Genomic DNA, 23,682 nt, shown 5'->3' with positions numbered 1-23,682 from the left:
CTTCGCTGGCGAAGGAGGCGGCGTCCATCGCGTTCCTACTTCCGGACGGATTCACGACGTGAGTTCGTCGATCAGTTCATCGACGACCCACCGCACGATCCGCTCTGGCCCGGGAGCGGGTAGACCGAGGACGATGTGGGTGAAGCCGGCATTGATGCCTTCGCTGATCGCCCGACGAGTGAGGTCGGGTTACCGAACAGGCTGCCGAGCTGAAGGTCGCCACCCCGGTAGTCGGTGCCGGCGCGGGCCCCGTGGGCGCGGGGTGATCGAAACTGTTGCAGCCAAGGGGAATTCAGGGGCGTCGACCATTGTCCTCGCGGCACGTGACCGAACGAAGGCCGCTGCCGTCACAGCAGTTCAGAGGAGTGCGACTGGACGCGAAACTTCAGAGCCCACACGTCGTCGTCCTTCAGCACCTCGGGTAGAGACGAATTACCAGCGGCGTAAACGACGCCGCTCGCGGGCACACCCGACAGCAGTCGGTGAGCATCACGGTTGCCTCTCGGAGCCGTCGACGTCGTTACGGCCGAGGGTTTCGACGAACCGAGGCCCGATCTTCTGCAGCTCGTCGCGGTAGCCTTCGGCCCACTCGCCGAACGGCTGATGGGCCAGATACTCGTTGCGGAACCGGTCGTCCTCGGAGACCTCGGTGGCACAGAAGTCGGGGATCGTGAGATCGACCACCGGGGAGTTGCGCTCGACCTCCGCCAGGAGCAGGGGCGCGTTGCGGCCCAGGAACCGGTCGACGATCCAGCCGTCCTCGCCCAACCATGCCGAGTAGCGAACCTTGATGACGACATGCTCGGCGCGGGAGACGATCTGACCGGCGACCGTCGGGTCGAGTTCGCGCTCGGCTTCGTAGCGGGTACCGCCGATGGCCGGCCCCTTGGCGGTCATGGTTCCCATCGAGTCGGCGTCCGCGCTGCCCAGTGCGTTGACGAGATCCGGGAGTGAAGCGTCCAGTTCGGTGGGAGCGGCGCCCTGCAATCGGACGCGAACCGCATAGCCGTCTGCGGCGAACAGATAGGCCTGCACGATCAGCGCGGGCCGCGGATCGAGCGCGGTGACGGCGGGCATCTCGCGGACGTAGAACTTCCGCTCGAACTCGAAATCACCGGAGTTGGACTCAGACACATCCCGACGTTAGCCCCGGATGCATCAATGGTTCGCAGGCGACGCGGTGTCCGCCGTGATCGCGCAGGCCGCGGTGCCGAACCCGGCCGCACGCAGCAGCGCGGTCCACTAGCGCCTCGGGCTCAGACGTTCACTGCAGTGGCTCGGGCGTGAAGGTGACGTCGACTCCGCCCACGGTCATCGTCACCTCACCTTCCATCACCATCACCTGCGCCGAGACCCGACGATCGACACTCTGGGCCAGTTGCTGCACCGGTGCATGCGGTATCTGCACCACAGACAAGTTCGACAGCCCCGCCACTTTGGGTCCCACGGTGCGCCACCAGGTGGCCACGCCAGCAGCGAACGGGAACAGCAGCACCTGGTCGGCCTGGCTGGCCGCCTTGCCCAAGACGCGTTCATCGGGCTGGCCGACGTTGATCCACTCCAGGATGCGGCCCGTATAGTCGGCCAACCGCAGGTCCGGTACGCCAGGGGTGGACAGGCCAGCCCCGAACGCCAACTCGCCGTCGACGTCGCTGAGCCGGTGTGCACGCAGCCCAAACGCCAACAGCCGCACCACCATCCGCTCATCGGTCTCACTGGGATGACGGGCCACGGTCAGCGTGTGATCGGCGTAGTAACCGTGATCGACATCGGAGACGCCAAGTTCGACTTTGAACACTGTTGCAGAAAGGGCCACGTCATAGTGTCCACCCTGGTGGTGTTCCCCGAGCAGTCAGACCGCGTCGAGTGGTCGGGCCGATCGGATCGAGTCGCCACCGATGGACCCCCGGCACGCAACCCCAACCCGCTTCATGACCTCGACGGAACGACGAGGCCGACCTCGACGCCATCCGGGCACGCATCCCCGGCATGGCACTGAAGTGATCGTTCGCGGCGGTAATCCCGCGTGGGTGGGTGCGCTGCTCTTCGCCCTTCGTCATCACCACCACACTCCAACGGCGATGGCGCCGAGCACGCCGAGCAGCGGAGGCACTCTGAACAGCAGTGCTAGGGTGCCGCCAATCATCACCGCGATGGCCAGCGGTCCCGTCGCAGCCTGGGTAACAAGGGACCAATCGGTCACGGCGAGAAGTGCCACCACCGCCAGTGCGAGGGACCGCAACATGGCCCGGAACCGAGCGAGGTGGATGAGTCGTCGTCTGGCTCGCTCGACGGCGAGGACCAGGAAGGGTGGAATCACCACCGCCGTGCACGCCACCAGGGTGCCCTTGATGCCGTCGATGAAATAACTGGCTGCGATCAGGTACAGCCCATTGGGGCCGGGACTGATGTTGCCAACGGCCAAGGCAGGCAACACGACGGTGTGTGGCGCGACGCCATTCGCTGACAACTGGCTCTGCAACACGGGCAGCGAGCCGAGACCTCCGAAGCTGAACGCGCTGGCGACCATGATGACGACGAACAGGTGGCTAAGAGCCATCGGCATCCCCTATGCACTCGTCTCTCGGCAGAAACAGGCGCGGAAAGCTCAGTCCCGCCACTACCGCGGCAACCAGCATCAGGACGGGGTTGGGGACGATCGCTCCAAGCGCTGCGTAGGCCAGGAAACCGACGGGACCGCGCCAGTGTCGGTCGACGGCGAGCGTGTCCTTGAGGAGAAGCAACGCCAACGCCACTGCGAACCCGGCCGCGACCGCGGCAACCATTGTGAGCGGTTCCACCGACCAGGGCTTGTCCCTCACCAAGACATAAAGGCGCGCAAGCACGATCGTGATGGTGATCGAGGGCAAGAGCATGCCGACGAGTGCCGCGGCCACGCCCCGGATCCCGTCGACCTTCCTCCCGATGAGAATGACTTGCGCCAAGATCGTGATACCGGGCGTAACCCTGCTCAGAACCACGGTGTCCAGAAATTCGTCTTCGGTCAGCCACTTCCTGTTCAGCGCAAGCTGCCGCATCGCGACGATCGTGGCACTCCCACCGCCGAACGCCGTGGCACCTATCCGGAGCATGCCCAAGAAGATTTGAAATGTCCTGTGGCCGGAGCGATCTGCTGATTCAGCGTCCGCTCCGGCCACGGGATTGATCTCCGTCCTTCGTCAGTACTTCCAGCTGCGGTCGGGGGTGGCGACGTCGATCTCGACACCGTCGAGGTCCTTGAACTTGAAGAACCGTGGCGGCCACTGTTCCTTGTCCTCGCCGTAGATTTCGATGCCGTAGCCCTTGAGAGCCTCCGCGACGCCTCCGGTGTCCTCGATCGCCACGCCGATGTGGTTTGGACCCAGGGTGCCCTGAGCCCATGCCGAGGTTTCCACTCGCTCATCTGGGCAGAGCAGTGAATAGTTGACCTCACCATCGGACAGGTCAATGGCCTTGCCGGGGTAGTGACCCGGGGTCCGGATGGGCCCCAGTCGCTTGAAGCCGAACACCTTCTCGTAGAACTCGGCGGACCGCTCAAGGTCCTCGGTGACGATTCCTAGGTGGCGTATCCGCATCTGTTTCCTCCTGGCGTTCTGCTAGTCAGACCTTCTGTCTGCAAAACAGACGCTAGATGCCCGATCTTCGAGAAGTCAAGAGTCCTACGGGAATTGAAGTAGACATTTTTCCGCTGGGGCGACATCATGTCTGTTATGCAGACATATCCGGTGACGGAGGACGGCGCTCCGCCGGCCTACCCCATCACGTCCGTCGACAATGCCTTGCGACTGATCCGGCTGTTCAAGGATCGAGACACCCTGCGGCTCACCGACGCATGCAGTTACCTGGGGGTGGCGCACTCCACGGCGCATCGCTTGCTCGCCATGCTGATTCATCACGGCTTCGTTCAGCAGGACCCTCAATCACGCACCTACCGACCGGGTCCCACCCTCCTGGAAATCGGCCTCGCCGTCGTCGAGCAATCCGACTTTCGCACCAAGGCCAAGCCCCTGCTGGCGGAGCTCGTCGATCGATTCGACGAGACGGTGCATCTGATGACGCTAGAGGGCACCATGGTTCGCTACCTCGACGCGGCCGAGAGCACGAGGGCGCTTCGCGTGGCGCCACGCACCGGCAGCCTCCTTCCCGCCCATTGCACGTCGGGAGGCAAGGCGCTGCTGGCCGAATTGACCGACGACCGCATCCGGGCGCTCTACCGGGACCCCGCGACGATCGCGCCCCAGACCGACCGCTCGGTGTCCTCGGTGCCGCTGTTGATCGCGGCACTGCAGGAAGTGCGCACCCACCGATACGCCACCAATTACGAAGAGAGCGAGGAAGGAGTCGGCTCCGTGGCCGTCGCCCTCCATGATGCGCGAGGGGTCGCAGTGGCAGCCGTCGCCGTCGCCGTCCCGACCACCCGGCTCAGCCAAGACAGGCGTAAGGAGATCGCAGCGATTCTGATCGATCGCGCTGCGGGTCTTGCGCTCTGACTGCAAACTAATGTCTGCCTTCAAGAAAACAGCGGTCCATCTATTGACGCGTAAGCGCCGTTGAGAGTTACATACGTCACATCAAGTCTGCATTGCAGACATGATGTCTGATCAAAAGAAACTCACTTGAACGGTGGTGGCCCGCAGATGCGCCGCTTGGATCTCTACACCGGCCTCGTTACCGCAGCCGTCGGCGCGGCGGCGACCTGGGATGCCAGGACGTTGTCGATGTTTGGCGACCACAATGTTCCAGGCCCCGGCTTCTTCCCGAAGATCCTGGCAGGTCTGCTGATCGCGCTCGGTGCGCTGCTGGCAGCCCTCGCCCTCCGGGACAGGCCCGACGAGCCGGACGTCGACACCACCGACGAGACGCCCGGACGCACGATCCTCCGGCCGATCGGCGTGCTCGTCGTGTTTGGCGTCATTGCGCCTCTGGTAGCCGTCATCGGCTACATCCCGGCAATGGTCCTACTGGTGCTGGTGGTCCTGTACGGCATCGAGCGCCGGCGCGACGCCCGCAGCCTGCTGGCCGCCGTTCTGATCCCCGTCGCGACGTACGTCTTGTTCGCCCATCTCTTCGCCATCCCGCTGCCCTCCGGGCCGCTCTTGCCCGCCTGAGCTCCACCCCTGACTTCGCGGACCAGCCCGGAAGGAACACACGTTGAACGCATTGGAAAGTCTCGTCGACGGTCTCGGCGCGGCACTGACGCCCACGAACCTCATGTGGGTGCTGATCGGCGTCACCCTCGGCACCATCGTGGGAATCCTTCCTGGCCTTGGCAATCCAGCCGCAGTCCTCGCGGTGCTCTTGCCGCTGACCCTCAAACTACCGCCCACCACGGGTCTGATCATGATGGCTGGGCTCTACCACGGTGCGAAGTTCGCAGGGTCGACGACGGCCATCCTGCTGAACATCCCGACAGAGACTTCCTCGGTGGTGCTCTGCTATGACGGACACCAGCTCGCGCGCAAGGGCCGCGCCGGACCGGCCATGGGTATGTCGGCCATCTCCGGCTTCATCGCCAGCACCGTCGGGGTCATCGCCCTCACCTTCCTAGCGCCCATCATCGCCAAGTTCGCCGTAGCCTTCGGCCCGCCGGAGTTCGCCTGCCTGATGGTGTTTGGACTCCTGCTCGTCATCACCGTCACCGGCAAATCACCCGTCAAGGGCTTCATCTCCATGGCGCTGGGACTGCTGATCTCCACCGTCGGTGTCGACTTGTTCAGCGGCACCGAGCGCTTCACATTCGGCAACATCAATCTGTTCGACGGCGTCGAGTTTCTGGTGCTGACCCTCGGCATGTTCGCCGTCGCCGAAGTGTTGATGAACGTCGAAGAGCAACGCGGAAAGTCGCTACTCGTCATTCCCAAGGGCATTCGCAATTTGTTGCCCACCAAGCAGGACCTCAAGGACTGCCGCGGTGCCATCACGCAGGGCTCCATCACCGGGTTCCTCGTCGGAGCGGTGCCCGGCGGCGGATCGACCATCGCGTCCTTCGTTTCCTACACCCTGCAAAAGAACATCTCCAAACATCCCGAGAAATTCGGCACGGGCACCATGGAGGGCGTCGCGGCACCGGAGGCGGCCAACAACTCCGAAGTGGGGGGTGCGATGGTTCCACTTCTGTCCCTTGGCCTTCCGGGCAGCGCCAGCACGTCGGTCATGCTCGCCGCACTACTGCTCTTCGGCATCCAGCCCGGCCCGAGGTTGTTCGAGACGAACCCCGAGATCGTGTGGCCGGTGATCGCCAGCCTCTACCTCGGCAACTTCGCACTGATCATCTTGAACCTGCCAATGATCCCGCTGTGGGTGCGCCTGTTGAAGATCCCGTACTGGGTGCTCTACCCGGCGATCCTGGTACTCGCGGTGGTCGGTGCCTACAGCGTGCGCGGCTCGATGTTCGACATCTACATGCTGATCTTCTTCAGCGCCTTGGGATACGCGTTCCGCAAGCTGGCGATACCACCGACCCCGCTGCTGATGGCGTTCGTGCTTGGACCGCAGGCGGAGAACGCGATACGACAGTCACTGATCCTGTCCGACAACAGCCTGCTGATCTTCGTGGAGAGGCCGATCTCGGCAATAGTGCTCGGACTTGCCGTCATCGTCGTGATCCTTGCCGTCCTCAGTAGGCGCCGCGGAAATCGCCTGCCCACCAAAGACAGTGTGGTCCAGGACCTTCCGTCGGATGACATAGCCCCCCCGCTCACCAGTCCCAAGACCATCGAAACCCGAGAGGTATCCCAATGAACAAGACACTGCTACGCCTCGGTGTCATCGCTGCCACCATGACCGTCGCGGTCGGCATCACCGGTTGCGGCACGTCGTCCACGACTGCAACCGGCGGAACGCCGAACAACGTTCAGTTCATCGTGGACACCGGACCCGGGGGTGGCAGCGACCTGTTCGCCAGGCAGCTCATCAAGATCGCCCGGGACGAGAAGATCCTGACCGACAATTGGCCGGTCCTGGCCAAGCCGGAGGGGGGAGGGCTCGGTGCCATGGCATTCCTCAAGGGCAAGCCAGGTGATTCCAACTTCATCTCGGCGTTCACCTCGAAGTGGATCATCGGAGGACTGGCCGCCGCCTCGGCGCCGGCCACATTGACCGATCTGACACCAATCGTGATGCTGGCAGACGAGATTCAGGTCGTCGCTGCGCCTGCCGACGCACCGTTCAACACCATGGCGGAGTTCATCGAGGCCGCCAGGAAGAATGCCGGCGAGATGGTGCAGACCGGCGGTTCGCCCAACTCAGTGGACAACCTCGTCGCTCTGGAGATCGAGAAGAACACCGGAACCAAGTGGAAGTACCTCTCCTTCGACGACGGCGCGCCCCGCATCACCGCCATGCTTCGCGGGGACGCACAGATCGACATCGGTGCCATTCCGGACTTCGCCGACCAGATCGACGCTGGCAAACTGAAGCTCATCGGCGTCTTCTCCGACAAGCGCGTACCGGACTTCCCCGGCGTGCCGACCATCGCCGAGCAGAAGATCGACCTCGGCGAATTCCCCGACCACCTGCAGTTCCGCGGTATCGCCGGCCCTCCGAAGATGTCTGACGAGGCGGTGAAGTTCTATCAAGACTTCTTCCAGAAGGTCGCGGCCACCGATGCCTGGAAGGCCTACCTGCGCACCGAGGGTTTCAACCCCACGTTCGTCACCGGCACCGAATTGACCACGCAGATCAAGGACTTCACCGACGCAGCCAAGCCGCTGGTCGCAGCCATGGTCAACAACGGATGAGTGATCTGCACGAGGCGCCGACCGGGACGCGTGCGCTGGTCGATTTCGCATCCGCGGTGACCCTGGGGAGCCTGCCGGCCGAGGTGGCGCACGCAGCCAAGCGGGGACTCGTCGACTGGTTCGCTGCCACGCTCGCCGGCTCCGTCGAACTCGCATCCGCCAAGTTGCGAGCGGTGATCGCGTCCGTCGCTCCAGAGCCAATCGCCACCATTATCGGTTCGTCGCAACGCACCAGTGCGCCCTTTGCCGCACTGGCAAATGGATACTCCTCACACGCATTGGATTTCGACGACGTCTACAACCCGCGAGAAACCACTGTGCACCTGGGCTCGTGTCTGTGGCCGACACTGCTGGCCATCGCCGAAACGCGCCCGCTAAGCGGCGCCGACGCCATAGCCAGCTACGTGGTGGGTTTCGAGGTGGGTGCCAGAGTCGCTCGTGCCGCAGGGATTACCCACTTCGAGAGCGCGTGGCAAGTAACGGGTACGGCGGGCCGCCTGGCATCGGCGGCGGCGGCGGCGCGAGCGCTGGGCCTCGGCAGTGAGGCGTTCGCGAACGCGCTCGGAATGGCCGCAGCCCAAGCGTCAGGCATACGTGAGATCTACGGAACGGACACCAAGGCACTGCAGCCGGGACGCGCGGCAATGGACGGCGTGCTGAGCGCATTCATGGCAGAACGTGGAATGACGTCGCGGGACACCGCAATCGAGGGGGAACGCGGGCTGCTGTCGGTAGTTTCACGAGCCCCCGATCCCACCATTCTCACCGAGTCGCTTGGAGAGTCGTGGTCGGTCCTGTCCAACGGCCATAAACTCTATCCGAATGCCTCGCTGCTTCATCCGGCGATCGATGCCGCCATCGCACTCTCGAAACATCCCGACTTCGTCCTCAATGCGGTGGCCTCCGCCGAGGTGTGGATGCTTCCCTTCGCGGCATCGGTGACCCGTAGAACCCATCCCGCAGCGGGATCCGAAGCCCGATTCAGTGCCGCCCACTGTGTCGCCTTCGCGCTGCAGGCCGGCTACCTCGGCTTGGACAGCTTCAGCGCTGCGGCCGTCGATGATCCCGAAATCGCCAGGCTGCGGGACAAGATCACCGTGACGGGCGACGACACCGTCGGCAAACGCGGAGCACGGCTGTCGATCACGACCCATGAGGGCACCACCCTCGGTCACGCCGTACGGGCCAACCGCGGAACGCCAGACAACCCCATGTCAGACGACGACCTCGAGGCCAAGCTGCGGTCCATTGCCGTGCCAAGCCTGGGGATCAAGGCGGTAAACGAGCTGATCGGCAGTTGTTGGAAGCTAGACACTGCACCACGGGCCAGCGATGTCCTTGGCCACTTCAGCCGCCCCGACTTGGTCTGATCTGACGTCGTCGTCTCGCTTCCATTCACCTACGGTGCACTGACACCCACTCCGATTACATCTTCTACGCCAGGAAGCGGACCGAATACGCTGTGGGGCAACAATGGTCGGGCGCCGCAGGAGGGCTGTCGTCGAATCTCTTTCATCCGCCGCAGGAGTGTCGTCATGTAGTTCGCTCTCACTGAGGCTGTCGGGCTCGACGGCGTGCGACGACATGCCCGACTCGTCTGGTGCGGCGCCGAGGTCCGCCGGATCAGGATGCGCGTAGGAGAAAGTGACGAATGGTCTCGGCGGTCCACTCAGGACTTTCCAAGATCGGCGAATGGCCCGCGTCGGCGACGGTCTCGACGGTTGCGTTGGCCACTGCGCGATAGCGGAGTGTCGAACTCGCACTGCGATATACCTGGTCCCGTTCACCGAAGAGCACCAAAGTGGGTATCCCGAGCGCACTGATCCGTTGGTCCAGCGGCCGGTCCGCAACGTAGCGCTCCTTCTGCACCTGCGAAGCGAGAAAGCAACGGTATTTGACCTTGTGAACGTCCCATACCGGCTGCAGTGGTGCGTCGAACGCCCCGGCCACGGGGAACCCGGGCGCGAAGAACGTCGCCACCGCCGTGTGGATGGCGGCGGTGGGCAGGATGCGATACAAGGCCGGCCCAATCAGGGGTGCGCGAAGGAGCAGGTTGATCCGGTTTCGATTGAAGGTGGAGTAGTCCGGGCCCTCGTTCACGACCACGAGGTCGTCGGCGATCAGACCTTGTTCCAGCGCTGCGATCGCGACGTCTGCGCCCAACGAATGGCCGAGCAGGGTCCCACCCGTAACGCCGAGGTGCTCGAGGACGTGTTTGAGTACTCGTCCCTGCTGTTCGGGCGAGTGTCCGCCCTCGGTGTCACTCGATGCCCCGTGACCGATCAAGTCTGTACGGATCACCCGAAAATCGTTGGAGAGCAGAGGCACCAGCCGATCGAACCAATGCATCGAACCGAGGAATCCGTGTACCAGCACGATGGCGGGGCCCTCCTCAGGCCCATCCTTCCGGACGTGAACCATCTCGTTCCCTACTGGCACCAGCAGTGAGACGGCACGCTTGGGATCGCCGTGATCGCTGTCAATTCGTGACGCGGACATGTCCGCGATGATAGCGGGGAACTCTGTCAGTTGGCTGAAAGTTACTGCTGTGCAATGTCATTGCTGCGACGAATGGTCTGACGGCGTCGTCTGGTCGCGGCTGGTCTCCGGTGTGCCGTTCGACTCGGAGCGCCCGTGGAACGGGTGCGGATCGTCGGTGCAGCGACGCATCTGGCAAACATGGTCGGCGAGCGCCGCGGGGTCACTTTGCCCACGGCCGACATCTGCCGCGGTCTCGAAATATCCACGTGCGCTTTGAAATACTGGGAGTGGGAATTCCGTCGACTCAAGCATGGACTCAATCACCGCCTGGACTTCGCGCATGCCTTCGATGGTTACTCCAGTCCCCTCAACCGTGTCCGAACTCAGTTGGGCCATGCTCCTGGCCAGCATGGTGCTGTTCGCCCAGCCATGAGTGAGTACCTCAAAGCTGGTGTCCAGGGGTAGACCCAGCCGTCGAAGGAGAGCGTTGGCCTCAGCGGCGGCCGCCATATGAGTCGTGACCAACAGTTGATTCACCAATTTGAGCTCTAGGCCACGCCCGCTCTCGCCGATGCGCAACAGCGCGCCGATATAGGGCTCAACCACATGCCGAATGGCTTCGATGGCAGCAAGATTCCCACCTGCCATTCCGGCGAGAGTCCCTTCGCGTGCGCCCGTGGGGCCGCCGGTCACGGGAATGTCGAGGAAATGGCACTCCCGTCTGTCGGCGGCCCTCGAGATTCGGCGCGCGAGCTCGGGTGCGAATGTCGCGTGTTCGATCATGATCGTTCCCGGTCGTGCAGAGTCGAGGAGTCCGCGTGGCCCGAGGTACACCTCTTCGACGGCAGCAGTGTCGCGCAGGCAGCCGACGATCACCGAACATTGCTGCGCAACTTCGGCCACGCTGCCGGCCCAGCAGGCGCCGCTTGAGATCAACGCCTGCGCATTGGCCTTGGTGCGGTTGTGAACGACGACGGGGTATCCGAGTTCCAACAGGCGGTGCACCATGGCGCTGCCCATGGCGCCCGTGCCGACGAATCCGACTGTCTTCATCCCGTGGCTCCGTCCGCCGACCCTACGAAGTCCTTTCGCAGGAAGTCGAAGTCGCACCCACGATCGGGCTGCAACGTGTGCGTGGCGAACAGCCAACCGTAGCCACGTCCGGTGGGGGGAGATGCGGTCCCAGAAGGGAGGTGACGCGAGGCGAAATCGTCGACCAGCAGGTTGATCGACTGCTGCGGAATGTCGAGTTCGATTACGTCGCCGTCGCGAACGTAGGCCAGTGGGCCCCCGATCGCGGACTCCGGTGTGACATGCAGGACAACGCATCCCGTGGCGGTGCCGCTCATGCGCGCATCGGTGATGCGGAGCATGTCTGTGACTCCTTTGCGCGCGAGCTTGGCGGGAATGGGAATGTGGCCGACCTCAGGCATCCCGGGTGCTCCGATGACTCCGACGCCGCGCAGGACCAGGGCGCAGTCTTCATCGACGTCAAGCGACTCATCGTCGATTCGGTTGTTCAGGTCGTCCACGCCGTCGAACACCACGGCGCGTTTACGCAGGACCTGCCCATCGAACTCACCGGACACCTTCAGCAATGCACCACGCGGGGCCAGGTTGCCGTCGACGACCCGCAACGCTCCCAGTGAAGATACTGGGTTTGCGGCTGTGGCAAGCACATCGGTGTCAGTTTTGAACTCGCGACCGACTAGGTATTCGCCCCACGTTTCGCCACTGGCAACCGGACGGCTCAGATCGAGTGAATCGCGAAGTGCGTTGACAACGGCGGGGACGCCGCCAGCCTCATCGAGGTCTGAGAGTAGATGTGGTCCCATGGGGCGAACACGGGCCAAGGTCGGAGTGGTGCTGCCCCATTCCCGCAAAGAATCGATCCCGATGGTGATACCTGCCCGCCCCGCGATCGCCTCGAGGTGCACGACCGAGTTCGCTGAGCCGCCGAGAGCGCAGACTACCCGGAACGCGTTCTCCAGAGAGGCCCTACTGATGAGCTTGCTGGGCCGAATTCCCCGGTTGATCGTCGCAACGATCTGCGCGCCGGCGCGCCGCCCGATGTCCAGACGTGCTCGGCTCGGCGCGGGCGGCAACGAACTTCCTGGAATCGCGAACCCGAGTACCTCGGCGACTGCAGCCATGGTGATGGCGGTGCCTAAGACGTTGCATGTTCCGACACTGGTGTTCAGGGCACCTTCGAGCTCGTCCCAGTCGGCATCGGAGACGCATCCAAGTCGGCGTTGATCGATGTGGTGCCAGACATCGTCGATGGTAAGGGGGTTGCCTTTCCAACACGACACCTCGCGAGGTCCTGCCGTCACCACGATGGCAGGCTTGTCTGCGCTGATTGCGCCCATCAGCTGAGCAGGCACTGTCTTGTCGCACCCGCCGAGGAGGACCACGCCGTCAATGGGTGCTGTCGAAATCGATTCTTCGACGTCCATTGACATCAGATTCCGCAGGTACATGCTGGTGGGTCGACTGTAGGGCTCGGATATCGAGATGGTTGGAAACTCCATCGGCAAGCCACCCGCGTGAATGATCCCCTGCTTGACTTCCTCCGCGAGCGCGCGGAGGCCTGCATTGCAGGGATTCAGTTCGCTCCAGCTCGAGCAGATGCCCACCACGGGGGAGCGCCGCACCTCCTCGCGCGTCAGGCCACGCCCACGCTGAAATGCCCTGTGCAGGAACCCGTCTGGGCCCTCATCGGCAAAGAGTGCTCCGCCGCCTTGATCGAGTCCGCGCTGCGACATGAAAAGCTCCTCGTCGATTGAATCGCGTCAGATATATCACTGAGATCTCACGCAATGCTACGCCGAGGGGCGTCACTTCCCGAACCAAGGAGGCCCTCACTGCCGGGGTGAGATAGCTCGTGCGGCGCTGGCGGCTGGACTTGCCCAGTTCAGCGCATCAAGCCAGGCGTACAGACGTTAGCGACGAGAGCATGGTCCTGGAGACCTCGTCGAGGTGCCGTTTCATGAGTTCGCGCGCGCGGGCGGTGTCGCGAGCCTGGACGGCAGACAAGATCTCGGCATGTGCGCCGACTTCCTCGTTCGACCAGATGTGACCCTCCACCGACGGCATCAGGTGATGTAGGCGTCTTATCTCATCGAGCAAGCCCAGCAGCACCTGCGCAGCTCGCTGATTGTGTGCTTGCTCTGCTATCTCGAGATGAAACAGCCGGGCGGCGTTCAGCGACGCATCGAGGTCGGACTCTTCCCGTTGACGGGTGACAAGGGCGCTCAGTTTGGCAATCCCGGCTTCGCTGGCGAAGCGCGCAGCGTCTGTTGCCAATTCGGGCTCGATCATGTTCCGCAGTCCGAAGATCTCGCGAGTGTCGCCGAGACTTATCGAACGGACGAGATATCCCTTACGGGGCAAGACTGTGACCAGCCCATCTCGGACGAGCAGGCGCAGCGCTTCTCTGACGGGTGTCTTCGACATGCGATACAACTGCGCTAGCTCACTCTCGACGAGCGAGCTGTCAGGCTTCCACCGGGCGAGGAGGATGTCTTCCTTGAGTAGGTGGTAGACCTGCTCGGTCATCGACAGGTTTCGCGGAGAGCTGCGCATTGCGTAAGTGGCCGTCGACTCTGCTTCTGACATGACCCTCCTGTGATATTTCGCCAGTATATGCCGACGCGATCGGATGCTGGAGGTGACATGTGAGCTGGCTCGAGTTGAAGCGCAAACGTGTTCTTGCGCACGCATCAGTACGCTGATATCTTACAGATGTATGCAAGGTATCTTTGCGCTCCGCGCTGCACGATAACGTGCCGAATCGGCAACGCCTGCACTCGATAACGTTCTGCGAGAAGTTGTGCGCCGCGTGGTGGTGTCGGGGTTCCTGGCTCTGTCCCATTGGATCGGTGCGCGCCATAGAGAAACCGCGTCGCAAGCGAAGGGAAATGCATGGGGGCCTCATCGGTTGCAATCGTCACCGGCTCATCCAGCGGTATCGGGATGCGGGTCGCCAGGACCCTTCACGAGAGAGGGTGGTGTGTAGTCCTCAACGGCTTCAACTCACTGGCGGAGGGTGACGGCTTGGCGGCGGACTTGGCGGGGTCGCTGTACGTCGACGCGGACCTCAGTGATCCGGTGGGGGCGCAGAACTTGATCCACGCGGCGACTGATCAATTCGGCAGGCTTGACGTGCTGATAAACAACGCGGGCATCGCGGTTCCCATCCCGCACGGCGATCTCGACGCGGTATCGGACGAGTTGTGGAACCGGATCATCGCGGTGAATCTCACGGGGGTGTGGAACACCTGCAAGGCAGCTATGCCACACCTGCGCCAGACGCACGGCCAGATCATCAACAACGCGTCCTTGGCAGGCCTGAAGCCCATGGGGAGCTCGATTCCATACGCAGTGAGCAAGTCTGGAGTCGTGCACCTCACGGAGCTGCTCGCGAAGGCATGCGGCCCAGAAGTGCGTGTGAATGCGGTAGCGCCGGGATACATTGACACCCCCCTGACGCATGACTGGGATGAATTGCGCACATTCGTCGAAACCAACGCTCCTGCAAAGAGACTCGGTAAGCCCGAGGACGTGGCGCAAGCCATTATGGGTCTCATGTCGATGGATTACGTTACCGGAGCAGTCATTCCGGTAGCGGGTGGATTACAGCTGCTCTGACGACGGCAGCACCGAACTGAACGCAATCGGTGACGTAGGCAGGGTCGGCGATTTCGGTGGAGAGGAATTCGATTTGTTCAGCGGTTTCCGAGAACGCATAGTCGACACCGGAGAAGTGCATATCCGGGCACTGGTCAGCGGCGGCAGCGACAAGATGCCGAGCGTTGTACTCCTGCACGGCTATCCGCAGACTTCGGCCGCCTGGCACGCGGTTGCGCCTGTCTTGGCTCAGAAGTACCGCGTTGTGTGTGTGGACCTGCGCGGGTATGGGCAGTCCAGTAAGCCGCTCGGGCTGCCCAACCACGAGAATTACAGCAAGCGTGCAATGGCAAACGATGTCGTAGCAGTCATGAACGAGATTGGCGATGAGACCTTTTCGGTTGTGGGCCACGATCGCGGAGCACGTGTCGCGCACCGCCTTGCTCAAGACCACCCACACCGAGTGTCGGCACTGTGTTTGATCGACATCGCCCCGACTGTCGAAGTCTTCGAACGAGTAAACGCTGCAATTGCGAACGGCTACTTCCACTGGTGGTTTCTCTCGCAGCCCGCGGGCCTTCCCGAGTCGCTGCTGCGGACCGCGCCACACGACTGGGTGACCAATCTGCTAACCGGCTTCGGGCGCACCAGCCTTCGCGGGTTCGCAAGAGACGCTTTGGCGGAGTACCAGTCGACGTTCGCAGACCCGGCATGCATTCACAGCACGTGCGAGGACTATCGCGCGAGCGCAACCATCGATCTGCACGATGACCGACAAGCACGCAGCGCAGGGGTGAGAGTCACCTGCCCCACCCACTTGATTTGGGGAAAGCGTGGCCTGATGAAACGGGAGTTCGTCGTCGACGAAGTCTGGGCCCCCTACATCGACGGCTCCTTCACGGTAGAGGAACTCGACGCCGGGCACTTCATCCCGGACGAAAGTCCCGACCTGCTGACCGCAAGTCTCGCTGCCTTCCTTGAGAAGCACATCGAATCATAAGTTGCCCAGATGCCGACATGACCACCAGAAGGGAAGGACTCGTGCAGCGGTTCAGCCCCAACATCTCGCTTCTGTTCACGGAGTACCCCCTCGCCGACCGATTCTGCGCAGCACGGGACTGCGGATTCACGGCGGTCGAGTTCTGGCCATGGGAAGACCAATCCATCATCAAGAAGCAAGTTTCTGCAACGGGTTTGGCGGTATCAATTCTGAACGTCAACCCAGGCCCTGAGGGCTCGCATGGCGAACTTGCCAATCCGGAAGCCACAGATTGGTGGCGGTCCGAATTGATGGCGGCGACGAACTTTGCTCGTGATGTCGGCTGCACCACCGTCAACGCACTCACCGGCAACCGAATGGGCAAGTATCCGCTAGACCGTCAACTTGACACTGCGGCCGCGAATCTCGCCGCCGGACTGGAGGCCATCGAAGGATCGGGAATCGATCTCGTACTCGAACCCCTAGGCCCAGATCGACCCACATACCTCACCCGAAGAGTCAGCGACGTCGTCGCACTACGCGAGGCCGCTGGAAACCCCGACAGCCTCGGACTGCTGTTCGACGTGTACCACCTGTACCAGACCGAGCTCCGGGAGATTTCCGAAATATTTTGTGAGACAAAGAATATCGTCAAGCACGTGCAGATCGCCGACGTACCAGGACGTCATCAACCCGGCACTGGCGATATCGACTGGACTGCCTGTCGCCGAGCAGTCGAATCAAGCGGGTACGGCGGCTGGATCGGCCTGGAATTCATCCCGGTCGGCCACGATACGGCGTCCGCCATCGAGGACGCCCTGACTGCTTGGGGGTCCTGATCGCGCGACCACCAAGCCGTGCCACGGCAAGTGCCGACCGAAGTTTCCGCCGGCTGTCCCCGACGTGCTGGCTCCCTTTTCAGGAAAGGCGTTCACCATGCTGAACGAAGAGAGATTGTCCGAATCAGTCACCAAACAGGAGAACTCGGAGGATGTAGATCGGACGACACAGAAGGAGCTTGTCCGCGCAGCCCGCGCGAGCATGATCGGAACAACGGTCGAGTGGTATGACTTCTTCGTCTACGCGTCCGCCGCCGGCTTGGTCTTCAGTGACCTGTTCTTCAGCCAACTCGGCGCTTCGGCTGCCATTTTGGCTTCGTTGGCCACGATCGGCGTCAGCTTTCTGGCCCGCCCTCTAGGGGGTATCGTGGCCGGCCATCTCGGTGATCGGTGGGGCCGCAAAGCGATGCTTGTCGTCACCCTCCTCCTGATGGGTGTTTCTACTGTTGGGGTTGGCTTACTCCCGACTTACGCCGAAATCGGAATCGCCGCACCCATTCTGCTCGTGGCTCTGCGTTTCCTGCAGGGAATCTCGGCGGGCGGAGAATGGGGTGGAGCGGCTCTGATGTCGGTTGAGCATGCGCCAGCCGCCCGTCGCGGCTACTACGGTTCAGCACCGCAGCTGGGCACCCCGCTTGGGCTACTTCTCGCGACCGGTGTGTTCCTGGCCGTCTCGACGATGACGACCCATGAACAGTTCCGGTCATGGGGATGGCGGATTCCCTTCCTCCTCAGTGCTGTTCTGATCGTCATTGGGTTCTATGTCAGATCAAAGGTGAATGAGAGTCCTGTGTTCGCCGAGCTGAAGGAGCGCAAGAAGGACACCCGGGCGCCGCTGTCCGTCCTATTTCGGGACTACCGCAAAGAGCTGCTCGTCGGGATCGGCCTCTTCATCGCTTGCAACCTGAACGGCTACATGCTAATCGGCTTCCTCACCTCCTACGGCACAAAGACTCTCGGCAAGGACACCTCCACTATGTTGCTGATAGGCAGCATTGGAGCCATCGGGTGGGGTGTGTCAACAGTGCTCGCAGCGCAATGGTCAGACCGTGTGGGCCGTCGTCGCACCTATATCGTTGGCGCTATTGTCCTGGGAGCGTGGACATTTCCCTTCTTCGTACTTCTGGACACTGCCAATCTCCCGCTGATGGTGCTCGCTGTTCTCGGTTTGACGGTCGGGCTCGGCCTCACCTACGGCCCGCAGGCCGCGGCCTACGCAGAAATGTTCCCTGCGGCGATCAGATACAGCGGCGCCTCGTTGGCCTATGCCATTGGAGCCGTTCTGGGTGGAGGATTCGCCCCGTTGATCGCGGCGTGGCTTGTCGGAGCTACCGGCAGTTCACTGGCTGTCTCGGCTTACATGTTCGCGTCGTGCCTGCTGACGTTGGCGGCGGCTCTTGCGATGCAGCAACGTTCTGCAGCCGAGAATGATGCCTTCGTGCGCGGCGTCACTGCCAACTGACGAAGCCCGACTCGCTCGGGACTCGCCTCGGTGAGTTCTTGCGCGCGAAGGGATCTCAGTCGGACGGGCTTGTCCACGTGGGACCGGGGCCGCTTGCATCTTCGAAGATCAGCCAGGTCTTCGTCGACAGCACCCCCGCAAGGCTCTGAAGCTGTTCGAGCACCACATCGCGTAGCGTCGCGTTGTTCGTTGCACGAACGAGAACAAGCACGTCGTGTTCGCCGCCGAGCAGAAAATAGTGCTCCACGAACGGAAGCGTGCGCAGCCGATTGGCGATTCCGCGCCAGGAGTCTTGACGAATCGCCAAGGCAACGCACGCTGACGCGCCGACACCGGCACGATCGTGGGCGACGCGCGCGGTATAGCCGGTGATGACGCCGGCCTTCTGAAGGCGCTCGACGCGAACGTAGGCATGAGCGCGAGAGATATGAACCTTTTCGGCCAAGGCGCGCATGGACATTCGGCCGTCCACGACCAGTTCGTGAATGATGCGCCGATCGACGGAGTCGAGCTCGTGACGCTCCTCGGCGGTGCTGACCATCTGTCCATCTCCAACGCGCTGGTGGTCACTTCATGAGACATTCTGACCAGTAGTGATCGATTATAGGGCAGTGTGCCTGCGAATCGTCAGATCGCTAGGTCATAGATCTTCTGCTTGCCACCATTGATGGACGGATGTCTTGGAGGAGATAATTGTGACGCTGGTCGAACCACCGAAACCCAAGCAGTACCAACAGTTCCTGCCGGCGGACTCCGCGGTCCAATACCTTGACGCAAACGGGGCCGTCACATGCAGTGAGGCGCGCTATCGACGCCCGGATGACACCCGCCTCGCTGAGATGTACCGGGAAATGGTTCTGGGCCGGCGACTCGACCAACAGGCAACGGCGCTGACCAAGCAGGGGCGGTTAGCGGTGTACCCATCGTCCCGCGGACAGGAAGCGTGCCAGATCTCGGCTGCAATGTGCCTGAAGCCAACGGATTGGATGTTTCCGACGTATCGGGACTCCATGGCGTTGACCGCGCGCGGTATCGCTCCCGTGCAGATCCTCAGCATGCTGTCAGGCGATTGGCACTGTGGATACAACCCTGCCGAGTGCCGTACGGCGCCCCAATGCACGCCGCTGGCAACGCAATTGCTGCATGCCGCAGGGCTCGCGTACGCGGAACGCCGAAAGGGAAAGGACACCATCGCCCTCGCCTTCTGCGGCGACGGCGCAACCAGTGAAGGCGACTTTCACGAGGCGCTCAACTTCGCCGCGGTGTTCAAAGCGCCCGTAGTATTCCTGGTGCAGAACAACGGTTTTGCGATCAGTGTTCCGCTGGCACGACAGAGCGCCGCCCCGAGTTTGTCGCACAAGGGGGTCGGTTACGGGATCGGGTCAGAACAGGTCGACGGCAACGATCCCATGGCCATGCTCGCGGTAATGGACGAAGCCGCAGAATTCGTTCGATCCGGCAACGGACCAGTCATAGTCGAGGCGCACACCTACCGCATCGATGCCCACACCAACGCCGATGACGCCACCCGATACCGGGCTGCGGATGAGGTCGACCAATGGTTGCGGCGCGACCCGTTGACGCGTTTGCACACATATCTGCTCGATCGGGGGGTATTGACCGCCGCCGACGTCGACGAAATCGCCGCAGACGCCGATGACGCGGCCGCAACGCTGCGCGCCGGAATGAACGTCGATCGGCCCAGCGACCCCATGGACCTGTTTCGCTACGTCTTCGCCGAACCGACCACGCAGTTGCGTGAACAACAAGCCCAGGTTGAGGCCGAGCTGGCCGCCGAGTCCGAGGAGCTCTAACTCATGGCGCCGATAACGATGGCCAAGGCCCTCAACGCAGCGTTGCGGGATGCAATGACCGAAGACGAGAACGTGGTCGTCTTTGGTGAAGATGTCGGAACGTTGGGCGGAGTGTTCCGAGTGACGGACGGCCTCGCCACCGACTTCGGGGAAGGCCGCTGCTTTGACACCCCGCTGGCCGAATCCGGAATCGTCGGTTTCGCCATCGGGATGGCGATGGCCGGTTTCAAACCCGTCGTGGAGATGCAGTTCGACGCGTTCGCCTATCCGGCGTTCGAGCAGATCGTGTCCCACGTTGCGAAGATCCGAAACCGCACCAAAGGTGCACTGTCTGTTCCCATGGTGATTCGGATTCCCTTCGCGGGCGGTATCGGAGGCGTCGAGCACCACTGCGATTCGAGCGAGGCCTACTACGCGCACACGGCGGGGCTCAAGGTCGTCACGCCAGGCGACGTCCAAGACGCCTACAGCCTGCTGCGCCACGCGATCGACGACCCCGACCCGGTGATCTTCCTCGAACCCAAGCGGATGTACTTCGCGCGCGCCGATGGCGAGTTGACCATCGGCGCTCCACTGGGACGAGCTGCGGTACGGCGCGAGGGCCGCGACGCCACCATCGTGGCCTACGGGCCGTCGGTCAGCGTCGCACTCGAGACCGCGGAAGCCGCGGCCGCCGAGGGATACGACCTGGAGGTGGTCGACCTGCGTTCGATCGTTCCGTTCGACGATGAAACGGTTATGAGCTCGGTCCGAAAGACCGGTCGCTGCCTGGTCATCCAGGAGGCCCAGGGCTTCGCGGGCGTCGGCGCCGAAATCGTCGCGCGCGTGCAAGAGCGATGCTTCCACTACTTGAACGCTCCCGTGTTGCGCGTAAGTGGGTTCGACATTCCCTATCCCGCACCGAAGCTCGAGCGCATCCACTTGCCGGGCGTCGATCGAATCCTCGATGCAGTCGAACGATTGCAATGGAAAGACGCTCCTGATAACCGTTGGGCGGTCACCGGATGAACGAGCAGATCTTTCTGTTGCCAGACCTGGGTGAAGGCCTGACCGAAGCCGACATCGTCGACTGGAAGGTCCAGGTGGGCGAGACCGTCGCCATCGACCAGGTGGTTGTTGAAGTCGAAACGGCCAAAGCCAGTGTGGAGGTGCCGATTCCCTTCGAGGGAACAGTGCTGACGCTGCATGGTGACGCCGGTACGACAGTGCACGTCGGTCGGCCGTTGATCACCATCGCTGCCCGAGTCGACGGGCCCAGCGCAGCGGAGGGGGAGCCGCTGGTCACCGCCGCGCACGAGAAGTACCGCACCGAAGAGCGCGCGGGATCGGGCAATGTGCTGATCGGCTACGGCACATCCGAAGAGACCCGCCGACGCCGTCGACGGGTCACACCGAACAATGGGGCCGACGGGAGGATTGCCGCCGATTCGCCAGTGGCGAGTTCCCAGTCGTCCCATGCCGCACCCACTCGCGTCATCTCCCCGCTGGTACGTAAACTGGCTCGTGAGAACGGGATTGACGTGGCGGTGCTGAGCCCGTCGGCTCCGGGGGGCGTCATCACCCGCGCAGATGTCGAACGTGCGCTGCCAAGTGGTACGCCACCAGTCACCCTGCCAAGGGCCGCGGCGATCGTTGACACCGGCGGCGCGCACCGCGAGGTGCGGGTACCGATCAAGGGCCTTCGTAAAGTGGTCGCCGACAAATTGTCGACCAGTCGCCGTGAGATCCCGGATGCGACGACCTGGGTGGACGTCGACGCCTCTGAGTTGCTGTCCGCCCGCCGATCGATCAACGCGGCCTTGCCTGATGACGAGAAGATCGGCGTGCTGGCACTTCTTGCCCGCCTGGCGCTGACGGCGTTGACGAAGTACCCGGAGCTGAACTCGACCGTCGACACAACCAGGGACGAGATAGTTCAGTTCGGCCACGTGCATCTCGGCATCGCGGCTCAAACACCCCGCGGTCTGATCGTTCCCGTCATTCAGCACGCCGACTCGCTGACGACGGTGGCCTTGGCGCAACAGCTGCGTGAGACCACCAGGCTTGCGAAGGAAGGGAAGGTGCCGCCTTCGCGATTGTCTGGCGGAACGTTCACGCTGAACAACTACGGGGTGTTCGGGGTGGATGGGTCGTCGTCGATCATCAACCATCCGGAAGCTGCGATCCTGGGCGTTGGTCGCATCATCGACAAACCGTGGGTCGTCAACGGCGAACTCAGCGTCCGGAAAGTCACGCAGATCTCGCTGAGCTTTGACCACAGGGTCTGCGACGGCGGCGCTGCGGGGGGCTTTCTCCGGCTCTTCGCCGATTACGTCGAAAATCCCGTCGCCGCACTAGGGAGGCTGTAGATGACGGAGAAGTTCCATACGGATGTCTTGATCCTCGGTGGTGGGTCCGCCGGCTACGCTTGCGCCATCCGCGCAGCTCAGCTGGGTAAGTCTGTCGTTCTCATCGATGTCGACAAGGTGGGTGGTACGTGCCTGCACCGCGGTTGCATCCCGACCAAGGCGTTGCTGCGTGCCGCTGAAGTTGCCGATAGCGCGCGGGTGGCGTCGGCGGTCGGGGTGCGTGTCACATTTGATGGCGTTGACCTCCATGCCGTGCACGGCTACAAGAACCGCGTCGTCGACAAGCTGTACCGAGGACTGCGAGGACTGTTGGATGGTCACCAGATCACCACGGTTCATGGCCATGGAACCTACCTGGGTGGTCGTGACGTCTTGGTTGACGAAACCCTCTACAGTGGAACGACATTGGTTCTGGCAACCGGATCCTCCGCACGGATGCTTCCTGGAATCGAGCTCGGCGAACGGATCATCACCAGTGAGCGCGCGCTGAGTCTCGATGTACTACCCGAGACTGCGATCGTTCTTGGGGGCGGTGTGATCGGCGTCGAGTTCGCCAGCATGTGGGCCTCCTTCGGAACCAAGGTCACCGTGGTTGAAGCACTTCCGCGACTGGTCGCAGCCGAGGACCCATGGTGCTCGACGCAGCTGGAACGAGCGTTCAAGAAGCGCGGTATCGCCGTTCGCGCGGCAACGAAAGTGGTCTCGGCAACCGAAACTGACGCCGCAGTGGCGGTCGATCTCGACGGCGGTGATCGGCTCGAGGCAGACATCCTGCTGGTGGCAGTGGGACGTGCGCCCCATACCGGCGACTGCGGATTCGAGGAGAACGGCATCGCCATCGAGCGTGGTTGCGTGACGACCGATGAACGACTCCGCACCAGTGTCGACGGCGTCTACGCTGTCGGCGACATCGTTGCAGGACTTCAGCTGGCGCACCGTGGGTTTCAACATGGTGTGTTCGTCGCAGAGGACAGTGCCGGATTGTCCCCGATGCCGGTTCCTGAGCATCTGATTCCGAGGGTGGTCTACTCGCACCCCGAGGTCGCCTCCGTGGGGTTGACCGAGGATGCCGCACGCGAGCAGTACGGCGATGTCGCGACCGCGGTGTACGACCTGGCAGGCAACGGCAAGAGTCAAATTCTCGGTAGCGCCGGGGGAATCAAGGTCGTTCGATCCGGCGGCGCCCGCAGCAACGGCGCGGTAGTGGGCGTCCACATGGTTGGCGACCGCGTGGCGGAGCTGATCGGCGAGGCGCAACTAGCGGTGGCGTGGGAAGCGTTACCCACCGACATAGCGCCATTCATTCATGCTCACCCGACCCAGAACGAGGCACTCGGCGAGGCAATGCTGGTCCTTGCGGGGAAGCCGCTTCACGCGCACCGGTAGCAAAC

Annotated in this window: 23 protein-coding genes; 13 read left to right on the top strand and 10 right to left on the bottom strand. The window is 62.7% G+C overall.

The features are described from left to right. Positions 1 to 489: 489 nt before the first annotated feature. The 5 genes from B1790_RS01165 to B1790_RS01145 all read right to left on the bottom strand — a co-directional run bounded on the left by B1790_RS01165 (position 490) and on the right by B1790_RS01145 (position 3,575). Positions 490 to 1,134 (bottom strand): hypothetical protein, encoded by a 645-nt coding sequence (locus B1790_RS01165; RefSeq protein ID WP_079921286.1) that lies wholly within the window; start codon positions 1,132 to 1,134, stop codon positions 490 to 492. Between the two features lie 130 nt (positions 1,135 to 1,264). After that, a complete protein-coding gene (locus tag B1790_RS01160; RefSeq protein WP_079921285.1) occupies positions 1,265 to 1,816 on the bottom strand; it encodes a YaeQ family protein in 552 nt (183 codons plus the stop codon). Between the two features lie 243 nt (positions 1,817 to 2,059). Beyond that, a complete protein-coding gene (locus B1790_RS01155; RefSeq protein WP_158083728.1) occupies positions 2,060 to 2,560 on the bottom strand; it encodes a chromate transporter in 501 nt (166 codons plus the stop codon). Next, positions 2,550 to 3,158, bottom strand: coding sequence for a chromate transporter (locus tag B1790_RS01150; RefSeq protein ID WP_079921283.1), 609 nt, complete (start codon positions 3,156 to 3,158; stop codon positions 2,550 to 2,552). The genes B1790_RS01155 and B1790_RS01150 overlap by 11 nt, the downstream gene beginning before the upstream one ends. Positions 3,159 to 3,179: 21 nt before the next feature. Then, positions 3,180 to 3,575, bottom strand: a complete 396-nt coding sequence (locus tag B1790_RS01145) for a VOC family protein (RefSeq protein WP_079921282.1) — start codon at positions 3,573 to 3,575, stop codon at positions 3,180 to 3,182. 135 nt (positions 3,576 to 3,710) lie between these two features. Here B1790_RS01145 and B1790_RS01140 point away from each other — a divergent pair, with 135 nt between their 5' ends. The 5 genes from B1790_RS01140 (at position 3,711) to B1790_RS01120 (ending at position 9,109) form a co-directional block, all read left to right on the top strand. Next, positions 3,711 to 4,490 (top strand): IclR family transcriptional regulator, encoded by a 780-nt coding sequence (locus tag B1790_RS01140; RefSeq protein ID WP_158083727.1) that lies wholly within the window; start codon positions 3,711 to 3,713, stop codon positions 4,488 to 4,490. Positions 4,491 to 4,637: 147 nt separating this feature from the next. Beyond that, positions 4,638 to 5,108 carry a tripartite tricarboxylate transporter TctB family protein gene (locus B1790_RS01135; RefSeq protein ID WP_079921280.1) on the top strand — a complete coding sequence of 157 codons (471 nt, stop codon included), beginning with the start codon at positions 4,638 to 4,640 and terminating at the stop codon, positions 5,106 to 5,108. Between the two features lie 43 nt (positions 5,109 to 5,151). After that, complete coding sequence (locus B1790_RS01130) at positions 5,152 to 6,741, top strand: tripartite tricarboxylate transporter permease (RefSeq protein ID WP_142270943.1); 1,590 nt, start codon at positions 5,152 to 5,154, stop codon at positions 6,739 to 6,741. Beyond that, positions 6,738 to 7,739, top strand: a complete 1,002-nt coding sequence (locus B1790_RS01125; RefSeq protein WP_079921278.1) for a tripartite tricarboxylate transporter substrate binding protein — start codon at positions 6,738 to 6,740, stop codon at positions 7,737 to 7,739. The genes B1790_RS01130 and B1790_RS01125 overlap by 4 nt, the downstream gene beginning before the upstream one ends. Beyond that, entirely contained in the window at positions 7,736 to 9,109 is a 1,374-nt protein-coding gene (locus tag B1790_RS01120; RefSeq protein WP_079921277.1) for an MmgE/PrpD family protein, read from the top strand. Before B1790_RS01125 ends, B1790_RS01120 begins: the two co-directional genes overlap by 4 nt. A 253-nt stretch (positions 9,110 to 9,362) precedes the next feature. Here the strand turns inward: B1790_RS01120 and B1790_RS01115 are convergent, their stop codons facing one another. The 4 genes from B1790_RS01115 to B1790_RS01095 all read right to left on the bottom strand — a co-directional run bounded on the left by B1790_RS01115 (position 9,363) and on the right by B1790_RS01095 (position 13,778). Continuing rightward, positions 9,363 to 10,160, bottom strand: coding sequence for an alpha/beta fold hydrolase (locus tag B1790_RS01115; RefSeq protein WP_255407236.1), 798 nt, complete (start codon positions 10,158 to 10,160; stop codon positions 9,363 to 9,365). 135 nt (positions 10,161 to 10,295) lie between these two features. Then, complete coding sequence (locus tag B1790_RS01110) at positions 10,296 to 11,273, bottom strand: NAD(P)-dependent oxidoreductase (protein ID WP_158083726.1); 978 nt, start codon at positions 11,271 to 11,273, stop codon at positions 10,296 to 10,298. After that, positions 11,270 to 12,985: a dihydroxy-acid dehydratase gene (locus B1790_RS34550; protein ID WP_158083725.1), complete on the bottom strand. Its 1,716-nt coding sequence runs from the start codon at positions 12,983 to 12,985 to the stop codon at positions 11,270 to 11,272. Before B1790_RS34550 ends, B1790_RS01110 begins: the two co-directional genes overlap by 4 nt. Before the next feature lie 157 nt (positions 12,986 to 13,142). Beyond that, positions 13,143 to 13,778, bottom strand: coding sequence for a GntR family transcriptional regulator (locus B1790_RS01095; protein ID WP_158083724.1), 636 nt, complete (start codon positions 13,776 to 13,778; stop codon positions 13,143 to 13,145). Positions 13,779 to 14,144: 366 nt separating this feature from the next. Between B1790_RS01095 and B1790_RS01090 the strand changes: the two genes are divergently transcribed. The 4 genes from B1790_RS01090 (at position 14,145) to B1790_RS01075 (ending at position 18,129) form a co-directional block, all read left to right on the top strand. Beyond that, a complete protein-coding gene (locus tag B1790_RS01090; RefSeq protein ID WP_079921271.1) occupies positions 14,145 to 14,870 on the top strand; it encodes an SDR family NAD(P)-dependent oxidoreductase in 726 nt (241 codons plus the stop codon). Further along, complete coding sequence (locus B1790_RS01085) at positions 14,851 to 15,849, top strand: alpha/beta fold hydrolase (RefSeq protein ID WP_079921270.1); 999 nt, start codon at positions 14,851 to 14,853, stop codon at positions 15,847 to 15,849. Before B1790_RS01090 ends, B1790_RS01085 begins: the two co-directional genes overlap by 20 nt. A 17-nt stretch (positions 15,850 to 15,866) precedes the next feature. Then, positions 15,867 to 16,667, top strand: a complete 801-nt coding sequence (locus B1790_RS01080) for a TIM barrel protein (protein WP_079921269.1) — start codon at positions 15,867 to 15,869, stop codon at positions 16,665 to 16,667. A 97-nt stretch (positions 16,668 to 16,764) separates the two neighbouring features. Then, positions 16,765 to 18,129 carry an MFS transporter gene (locus B1790_RS01075; RefSeq protein WP_079921325.1) on the top strand — a complete coding sequence of 455 codons (1,365 nt, stop codon included), beginning with the start codon at positions 16,765 to 16,767 and terminating at the stop codon, positions 18,127 to 18,129. Positions 18,130 to 18,184: 55 nt separating this feature from the next. Here the strand turns inward: B1790_RS01075 and B1790_RS01070 are convergent, their stop codons facing one another. Beyond that, complete coding sequence (locus tag B1790_RS01070; protein ID WP_079921268.1) at positions 18,185 to 18,670, bottom strand: Lrp/AsnC family transcriptional regulator; 486 nt, start codon at positions 18,668 to 18,670, stop codon at positions 18,185 to 18,187. A gap of 154 nt (positions 18,671 to 18,824) precedes the next feature. Between B1790_RS01070 and pdhA the strand changes: the two genes are divergently transcribed. The 4 genes from pdhA to lpdA are packed head-to-tail and all read left to right on the top strand — an operon-like array spanning position 18,825 to position 23,677. Next, complete coding sequence (gene pdhA / locus B1790_RS01065; RefSeq protein WP_079921267.1) at positions 18,825 to 19,943, top strand: pyruvate dehydrogenase (acetyl-transferring) E1 component subunit alpha; 1,119 nt, start codon at positions 18,825 to 18,827, stop codon at positions 19,941 to 19,943. Between the two features lie 3 nt (positions 19,944 to 19,946). Then, a complete protein-coding gene (locus B1790_RS01060) occupies positions 19,947 to 20,951 on the top strand; it encodes an alpha-ketoacid dehydrogenase subunit beta (protein ID WP_079921266.1) in 1,005 nt (334 codons plus the stop codon). Further along, a complete protein-coding gene (locus B1790_RS01055; protein WP_079921324.1) occupies positions 20,948 to 22,291 on the top strand; it encodes a dihydrolipoamide acetyltransferase family protein in 1,344 nt (447 codons plus the stop codon). Before B1790_RS01060 ends, B1790_RS01055 begins: the two co-directional genes overlap by 4 nt. After that, positions 22,292 to 23,677: a dihydrolipoyl dehydrogenase gene (lpdA, locus tag B1790_RS01050; RefSeq protein WP_079921265.1), complete on the top strand. Its 1,386-nt coding sequence runs from the start codon at positions 22,292 to 22,294 to the stop codon at positions 23,675 to 23,677. The last annotated feature ends 5 nt before the right edge of the window (positions 23,678 to 23,682 follow it).

Source organism: Mycobacterium sp. AT1 (genome assembly GCF_002043095.1).
Classification (GTDB): Bacteria; Actinomycetota; Actinomycetes; order Mycobacteriales; family Mycobacteriaceae; genus Mycobacterium.
Note: the sequence above shows the minus strand (reverse complement) of the source record. Positions and strands in the feature narration are given on the sequence as shown.